We start from the raw sequence: 5,234 nt of genomic DNA on the forward strand, positions 1-5,234 counted from the left end.
GGCAAAGCCCGGTCGCCTTCGAACGGAAAGTGGCTTAAACGAGCACTTGGGGCGGCACGAAAGCGCGACAGGTCCAAACATCAAAAACAAGCCGCATAATCAATCACACAAACGAGCCAGAGCCTCCAATGCTCAAGCCGCTCTGATGCCCCATTTTATATGACGACGGACATGGCGAGGGTTACTCTTTGTTTCCGCTCAGCCTGCTAGATGAGTACGTTGACAAGGATTGGCTTCGGGAAGTGGCTCCTGAACACGTTGAATGGCGGCGTACAGAGGGTGTTTTTGCCCTAGTTCATAGATTTAAGTGGCGACCAGAAGTGCGTAACAAGTATGCGCATGGCGGGAATGTGCATAAGCGGCTACCACCGCTATTCCATCGTTGGACAGAGGAATTTTCCAACATACTGTCTGTATCATTTGGAACTCGCATATCTCGGATCATGACATTGGAACGTTGCATTTCTAGAGTGGCGTCTGACCTGCTTGGACAACATCATTCACCAAGCTCGCCGCGCAAAGGGCGTTCGATCAGCCACCTGTTCAATGCCTTTGCAGAGTTCAAAGAGGCAGAGGGCGCACAGCTTCAAGAAGCACAACTCTTGTTTTCAAACCGGAGAGAAACTGCGTATGCCGAACTTGCTCCTTTGATCTACCGTCTAGCAGAAGCCTACGGTCGTGACGGTCGCTTCGCAGCACAAGATAGGGTCTTGGACCTCACTATGGTGCTAGAGCGCTTGTTCAAACCGGGTAGGGGGCGAATTAGCGAAACCCTCCAACACGAGATGGCAGAACTTCTAGGGCAAACCGTAGAGGAAAAAGTTAGTATCAAAGCTGACATAAAACACCTTTATGATGTTCGATCAGCGATCATTCATGGCCCATCGGATGCTCGCAAACAACGCCTTCTTACAGAAGTAACCGATGTGTGGAAGGCTGGGGCAGGACTTGCAAGCGGAGCGTTGATAAAGAAGTTGGCATAACAATCGCCAAAGAGTTTTAGCTTTCACAACCGGATGTTGCTTCTACCAACCTGCGTCTAAGACTATGATGTGTTGCGGAGTAGCAACTCTTTTGCTTTGACGCACACTGCTTCCGCTATGCTTCCGGCGCATTTGAACAAGAAAATCTCATTTCACCCGAAGCGGCTATGCCATTGAAGCTAAAGGGTAAAATGGCTCCGGCGGTAGGGATCGAACCTACGACCAATTGATTAACAGTCAACTGCTCTACCGCTGAGCTACGCCGGAACGGTCTGGGCGATATAACAGTGAGGTTTTGGCGCGTCCAGAGGGATTTGCCGCAAAATCACGATTTTTGGACCATACTGTCAACGCATGCGAAATGTCGCTTTGGCATGGAGCGTATTTTCAGGCTCAACGATGGATTTTTGGTAAAGATCAACGAGATGCGCAAGGACATTGCGTGTCGCTGCCCCCAAGAGCGCTGGCGGGGTTTCGATATAGATCTTTGCCGCCAGGGCTTCGGCGGTGCCGGGGGCGCTTTGCAGATGTCCCAGAATGGCGGTTTCGCGTGACTGGCGGTGCGCCACCAACCAGGCCAACCGTGCCTCGGGATCGTGCACAGGTGCGCCGTGACCGGGGTAAAACACCCGCCAGTCGCGGGATTGAAGCCGTGAACAGGACGTCATGAAATCGCTCAGATCGCCATCTGGCGGCGATACTAGCGAAGACGCCCAGCCCATTACATGATCCGCCGTCAAACAGGCGTCGCCCCATTCAAGGCAGAGGTGATTGCCGATATGGCCGGGCGTGTGGATGGCCTTCAGCGTCCAACCCTCGCCTTGGATAAGCTCACCATCCACGACGGTTTGATCGGGATGGAAATCGACGTCGATGCCTTCGCCACCCCCCATCAAGCCTGTGCTGGCAAGCTGCCTCATGACCTGTGAGCGGCCCGCATGCGCATGTCCAAATGCCAATACCGGTGCGCCGCACCGCGCGGCCAAGGGACGTGCAAGCGGAGAATGGTCCAGATGGGTGTGGGTCACGATGATGTGGCTGATGTGCTGGTCCGGTTGCACGGAAGCCAGAATGGCGTCGAGATGTGCGGTGTCATCAGGTCCGGGGTCAATGACGGCAAGGCCTTTGTCACCGATGAGATAGGTGTTGGTGCCGCGATAGGTCATCGCAGAGGGGTTCGGTGCCACGATACGGCGCAGGCCCGGCTCCAACATCTCGGCCACGCCAATTCTGGGATCAAAGTCATCGGGGGGCAGCATGGATTTGCCTTTCACAGGACTGGCACGTTGGCTAAGCTTTACGTCATGTTCTTTGCCTGGTCCAAACGATATATGCCGCGCGGCATCTATGGGCGCGCCGCCCTGATCCTGCTGTTGCCGGTGGTCTTCCTGCAATTGGTTGTCACCGTCATCTTTGCCCAGCGGCATTTTGAGGGTGTGACATTGCAGATGACCGATACGGTGTTGCGCGAACTGAACATGGTCATGACACAGGTGAATGGGGCCAAAGATGCGGCGGCGATACCGACGCAGGTGCAGACGGTGGCAGAACCGCTTGATATCAGGGTGCGCGCCGTGCCCCCCGTTGACGTCCCGCAGGAAAATACCCGCGCTTGGTATGATTATTCTGGGCGGGTCTTGACCGCACGTCTGGCGGATGAGTTGCCGGGGTTGCAGGCGGTTGATCTGAAATCGAAGCCCGGCGTGCTTCTTTATGTGCAATCTGACAATGGGCCGGTTGAACTTCAATTCGAGCGGCGCAGAATATCGGCGGCGAATCCCCATCAACTGTTTGTTTATACGGTATTTTTTGGTGTGGTGATGACGTTGATTGCTTCGATCTATTTGCGCAATCAACTGCGGCCGATCAAACGTCTGGCCCGAGCGGCTGAGGCGTTTGGGCGGGGCCGTCATGAACCTTATTCGCCCAGTGGTGCCGTCGAAGTGCGCGCGGCGGGCAATGCTTTTGTCGATATGCGAAACCGGATTGAGCGTCAGATCGAACAGCGTACGCTGATGTTGTCCGGGGTCAGCCACGATCTGCGCACTCCGCTGACGCGGATGCGGCTGAGCCTGTCGATGCTGGAGGACGAGGACGCGGAGCCATTGTTGCAAGATGTTGATGACATGCAAGGCATGTTGGACGAATTCCTGAGCTTTGCCAAAGGGGCTGCCGAAGGGGAGCCTGAGGATGTTGATCCGCACGCCTTTGTCAGCCAGATCGTCAGCGAGGCCACCCGCGCCGGGCGTGATGTCACCTTGTTGGCCGCAGAAGGGGATGGAACCGGCACGGTGATGATGCGCAAGATGTCGATGCGTCGTGCAGTGGACAACCTGATCTCAAATGCAGTGCGGTATGGCGCGCGGGCAGAAGTGTCTGTCATGCTCAGCGAGAAAACATTGCGCATCCGGGTCGAGGATGATGGGCCGGGCATTCCCGAAGAACGCCGATCAGAGGCGACGCGCCCCTTTACCCGTCTTGACCCTGCACGCAATCAGGATAAAGGCGGCAGTGTGGGGCTTGGGCTTGCCATTGCCACAGATATTGCACGTGCACATGGTGGGGTATTGAGATTGGGAGAATCGACACGCATGGGCGGATTGCGCGCCGATATTGTGGTTGCGCGTTAAGATGTGACGTGGCGGTACAATTGTCGGCACCGTCCCAATCTGCGACGTCCCAATTCAACAGAGATTTGGAGCGCCGAAGATGACCCCATATGACATGATCAAAGCACAACTCAGCACCATTGTGCCGTTTCAGAACCATGTCGGCATCACATTGCTTGAGGTCGGTGATGGGAGTGCAAGTGCGGAATTGATCCAACGTGATGAGGTGTCGAACCACATCCAGACCATCCACGCCGGTGCGATGTTCACGCTTGGCGAGGCCGCGTCAGGTGCCGCAATGGCCGGGGCACTGGCACCGGTTATCTTGTCGATGCGCCCGGTCGCGGCGACCGCTGCCATCGCGTTCAAACGCATTGCCAAAGGCACGCTGACCGCGCATGCCACGACGTCTTCACCCGGTGCCAAATTGATGAAAACAATCAAGGACGACGGCAAAGTGGCTTTTGACGTGACTGTGGATATTCAGGATGCGACTGGCGAAACCGTGGTGGAAATGACGATCAACTGGCACGTAAGTGCGACGCGCTGAGGCGCTTTCATCCAACAGATCTGGGTATGGTAGGCCCGGTAGGACTCGAACCTACGACCAAAGCGTTATGAGCGCTCTGCTCTAACCAACTGAGCTACAGGCCCGCCATGGGCGCTTGGGTATGCAGGCAGATGCGATACGTCAAGGTCTTATGATTGAGTTTGCACTATTTTAACGTTAAGGCAGCGGAAAAACTGTCCAAGGAAGACCGCCATGGCCCCTGACCAGATCGACGGCAGAACCCTGAACCTGCAATACCTGATCCTGCGCTATATCGTTGTGATGGTGCTGACGGGGCTTTTCTTGGCCGTGGTCGATTTCGCCTTGCATTATTTCTGGCAGTTCCAGGGGGGCGCAGGGGTCGGCATTGTCGCGGCAATTGTACCTGCGATGGACGCAGGACACGTGTATGCCCGCCGTATGAGGCGTGTGCCCGCAAAAGGTGAAGCGTGGCGTTTGTCCGCCATTCTACTGGCGGTAAATATGGTGTTTAGCGGGATTATCGTCCTGGCGCTGGCCATTGGCACAGGCATCGCCGGACAGCTTGGGGACGTGATGAATGCAATCATGACACCATTGGGGCTGGGCCTGCTTGGCTTTTTTTTGGTGATCTATTTGCTCGCTACGCGGTTTTTCCTTGGCTCCGGAGCCAAGAACGAAATCAAGCGCCAAATGCGGATTGCCAGAAAGCAGGAATAGACTCAGGTGCGCAGCCTTGTTAGGGCGACGCAGCGAAACATTGAGGGCAGGGGCGCAGATCATGGCCAATTCAAAGAACGGGATCACCTATGCGGACGCGGGTGTCGATATTGATGCGGGCAATGCGCTGGTAGAGCGGATAAAACCTGCGGCAAAGCGTACCGCGCGTCCAGGCGTGATGTCGGGTCTGGGCGGCTTTGGGGCGCTCTTTGACCTCAAAGGCGCAGGGTTCTCAGATCCGGTTCTGGTGGCTGCGACAGATGGTGTTGGCACCAAGCTGCGCATCGCAATTGATACGGGAAATGTCGACAGCATCGGCATTGATCTGGTGGCGATGTGCGTCAACGATCTGGTCTGTCAGGGGGCGGAGCCGCTGTTTTTCCTCGATTATTT

Annotated in this window: 6 protein-coding genes and 2 tRNA genes; 5 read left to right on the top strand and 3 right to left on the bottom strand. The window is 55.8% G+C overall.

Translation table 11 applies throughout. The annotated features are described in order from the left end of the window. Positions 1–443 precede the first annotated feature (443 nt). Positions 444–983, top strand: coding sequence for a hypothetical protein (locus ACEWL3_RS20440; RefSeq protein WP_386179417.1), 540 nt, complete (start codon positions 444–446; stop codon positions 981–983). Positions 984–1,175: 192 nt separating this feature from the next. Here ACEWL3_RS20440 and ACEWL3_RS20445 read toward each other — a convergent pair. Both ACEWL3_RS20445 and ACEWL3_RS20450 read right to left on the bottom strand, forming a co-directional pair. Continuing rightward, positions 1,176–1,250 (bottom strand) — tRNA-Asn (locus ACEWL3_RS20445). Positions 1,251–1,330: 80 nt separating this feature from the next. Then, complete coding sequence (locus tag ACEWL3_RS20450) at positions 1,331–2,242, bottom strand: MBL fold metallo-hydrolase (protein ID WP_386179414.1); 912 nt, start codon at positions 2,240–2,242, stop codon at positions 1,331–1,333. 45 nt (positions 2,243–2,287) lie between these two features. Here ACEWL3_RS20450 and ACEWL3_RS20455 point away from each other — a divergent pair, with 45 nt between their 5' ends. Both ACEWL3_RS20455 and ACEWL3_RS20460 read left to right on the top strand, forming a co-directional pair. After that, positions 2,288–3,613: an ATP-binding protein gene (locus ACEWL3_RS20455; RefSeq protein WP_386179486.1), complete on the top strand. Its 1,326-nt coding sequence runs from the start codon at positions 2,288–2,290 to the stop codon at positions 3,611–3,613. A 79-nt stretch (positions 3,614–3,692) separates the two neighbouring features. After that, complete coding sequence (locus tag ACEWL3_RS20460) at positions 3,693–4,142, top strand: DUF4442 domain-containing protein (protein ID WP_386179411.1); 450 nt, start codon at positions 3,693–3,695, stop codon at positions 4,140–4,142. Positions 4,143–4,169: 27 nt separating this feature from the next. Here ACEWL3_RS20460 and ACEWL3_RS20465 read toward each other — a convergent pair. Beyond that, positions 4,170–4,246: transfer RNA gene (locus ACEWL3_RS20465), tRNA-Ile, on the bottom strand. Positions 4,247–4,355: 109 nt separating this feature from the next. Between ACEWL3_RS20465 and ACEWL3_RS20470 the strand changes: the two genes are divergently transcribed. Together ACEWL3_RS20470 and ACEWL3_RS20475 are read left to right on the top strand one after the other, a co-directional pair. Continuing rightward, positions 4,356–4,841, top strand: coding sequence for an ABZJ_00895 family protein (locus tag ACEWL3_RS20470; protein WP_386179409.1), 486 nt, complete (start codon positions 4,356–4,358; stop codon positions 4,839–4,841). A 61-nt stretch (positions 4,842–4,902) separates the two neighbouring features. Continuing rightward, positions 4,903–5,234, top strand: a 332-nt coding sequence (locus ACEWL3_RS20475; protein ID WP_435001615.1) for an AIR synthase related protein, incomplete at its 3' end; no start/stop codon positions are given.

Source organism: Sulfitobacter sediminivivens (assembly GCF_042611115.2).
Taxonomy (GTDB): Bacteria; Pseudomonadota; Alphaproteobacteria; order Rhodobacterales; family Rhodobacteraceae; genus Sulfitobacter; species Sulfitobacter sediminivivens.

Excerpts from the sequence above, each read along its gene's own strand:
- ACEWL3_RS20460 (WP_386179411.1), top strand. The coding sequence starts at position 3,693 with ATGACCCCATATGACATGATCAAAGCACAACTCAGCACCATTGTGCCG.
- ACEWL3_RS20470 (WP_386179409.1), top strand. The coding sequence starts at position 4,356 with ATGGCCCCTGACCAGATCGACGGCAGAACCCTGAACCTGCAATACCTG.
- ACEWL3_RS20455 (WP_386179486.1), top strand. The coding sequence starts at position 2,288 with ATGTTCTTTGCCTGGTCCAAACGATATATGCCGCGCGGCATCTATGGG.
- ACEWL3_RS20450 (WP_386179414.1), bottom strand. The coding sequence starts at position 2,242 with ATGCTGCCCCCCGATGACTTTGATCCCAGAATTGGCGTGGCCGAGATG.
- ACEWL3_RS20440 (WP_386179417.1), top strand. The coding sequence starts at position 444 with ATGACATTGGAACGTTGCATTTCTAGAGTGGCGTCTGACCTGCTTGGA.